The organism is Xanthobacter versatilis, assembly GCF_043193975.1.
Lineage (GTDB): Bacteria > Pseudomonadota > Alphaproteobacteria > Rhizobiales > Xanthobacteraceae > Xanthobacter > Xanthobacter autotrophicus_E.
In genome coordinates this window covers 1-546 of the sequence record NZ_JBAFVB010000035.1, presented here as the reverse complement: position 1 = coordinate 546, position 546 = coordinate 1, and the positions used below count along the sequence as shown (strand labels likewise).

1 protein-coding gene is annotated in these 546 nt (G+C 61.7%); it reads right to left on the bottom strand.

Annotated features, from left to right (window positions below; translation table 11 throughout):
* Positions 1-527, bottom strand: a 527-nt coding sequence (locus V5F66_RS22265; RefSeq protein ID WP_394094740.1) for an AAA family ATPase, incomplete at its 3' end; no start/stop codon positions are given.
* Between the last annotated feature and the right edge of the window lie 19 nt (positions 528-546).

Below are 546 nucleotides of genomic sequence, written 5' to 3'. Positions count from 1 at the left end.
CCGGAGTTGGCATACTTCAGAATGCCCTTGGAGATGTTGTTGGCCGCATACATGGCCATCATCTCGCCGGACATGACGATGTAGATTTCCTGGGCCTTGTTCTCGCGGATGGGCATGGCGAAGCCGCCGCACACCACGTCGCCGAGCACGTCGTAGGACACGTAGTCGATGTCCTCGTAGGCGCCGTTCTCTTCCAGGAAGTTGATCGAGGTGATCACGCCGCGGCCGGCGCAGCCGACGCCCGGCTCAGGACCACCGGACTCCACGCAGCGGATGTCCTGGTAGCCGATCTTCATCACGTCCTCGAGCTCGAGGTCTTCCACCGAGCCGGCGTTCGCCGCAAGCGACAGGATGGTGTCCTGGGCCTTGGCGTGCAGGATCAGGCGGGTCGAGTCGGCCTTGGGGTCGCAACCCACGATGAGGATCTTGTGACCCATCTGCGCAAGCGCAGCCAGGGTATTCTGAGACGTGGTGGACTTGCCGATGCCACCCTTCCCGTAAAACGCGATCTGTCGCAGCGAAGACATCTGTCTCTCCTTCGAACCT